Genomic DNA, 800 nt, shown 5'->3' with positions numbered 1-800 from the left:
TTTTATTACTTTGTCATATATTTTTTCATGATAATCTTCTTCTTTATAATCTAGAGCATAGTCTACTACATGAGAAAATGCAGTATGAGATATATCATGCAGTAACCCTGCAATTTGTTCTTCAGTACTTCCACCTAATGTTTTAATTAATAACATTACCCCAACTGAGTGTTCATACCTAGTAACATTCCAACTTTCATTTACTAAATAACTTGCACCACCTTGATGCACATGTTTAAGTCTTTGAACAGCTCTACTATTTATTAGTTCTTCTATTAAAGGTTCTACTTCAAATTCTCCATATAAATTATCCCTTATTATCATTTATTCTCCACTTTCTTCATCTTCAATATACTCTAATATATCTCCTGGCTGACATTCTAAAATTTTACATATTTCATTTAATGTAGAAAATCTTACTGCCCTTGCCTTATTATTTTTTAATATTGATAAATTAGCATTAGTTATATCTATCTTTTGCGCTAATTCAGTTAAAGACATCTTTCTTTTTGCCATCATTACATCTAAATTAACTATAATTGCCATATTCTTCTCCTTATATAGTTAAGTCATTTTCATCTTTCATTTGCATGGCCTTTTTAAACACATCTGCCATTACAAAACACATAAGTGATGCTATTATACATACTAGCATCATAGGTGTTAACGCTCCATTTGGAGTTGCTATTATTTTTATCATTTCACCTTGTCTACCTGCTCCATATCCCATTATACACTCTAATATAGAATTTATTAACATACAAATTCCCATAAATTTAAATCTTTTTACATTTTTATTT

Annotated in this window: 3 protein-coding genes; all 3 read right to left on the bottom strand. The window is 28.4% G+C overall.

Annotated features, from left to right (window positions below):
- Positions 1-324: HD domain-containing protein (locus tag JWF52_RS18565; protein WP_208334955.1), on the bottom strand; the 324-nt coding region annotated here is incomplete at its 3' end.
- On the bottom strand, positions 325-546 hold the full coding sequence (locus JWF52_RS18560) for a helix-turn-helix domain-containing protein (RefSeq protein ID WP_208334954.1): 222 nt from the start codon (positions 544-546) through the stop codon (positions 325-327). It lies immediately after the preceding gene.
- 10 nt (positions 547-556) lie between these two features.
- Positions 557-800, bottom strand: a 244-nt coding sequence (locus JWF52_RS18555) for a DUF2975 domain-containing protein (protein ID WP_208334953.1), incomplete at its 5' end; no start/stop codon positions are given.

Origin of the sequence: Clostridium sp. CCUG 7971, from assembly GCF_017590215.1 — a bacterium.
Taxonomy (GTDB): domain Bacteria; phylum Bacillota; class Clostridia; order Peptostreptococcales; family Peptostreptococcaceae; genus Faecalimicrobium.
Note: the sequence above shows the minus strand (reverse complement) of the source record. Positions and strands in the feature narration are given on the sequence as shown.

Coding starts and splice junctions, on each gene's coding strand:
- JWF52_RS18560 (WP_208334954.1), bottom strand. CDS start 546: ATGGCAATTATAGTTAATTTAGATGTAATGATGGCAAAAAGAAAGATG.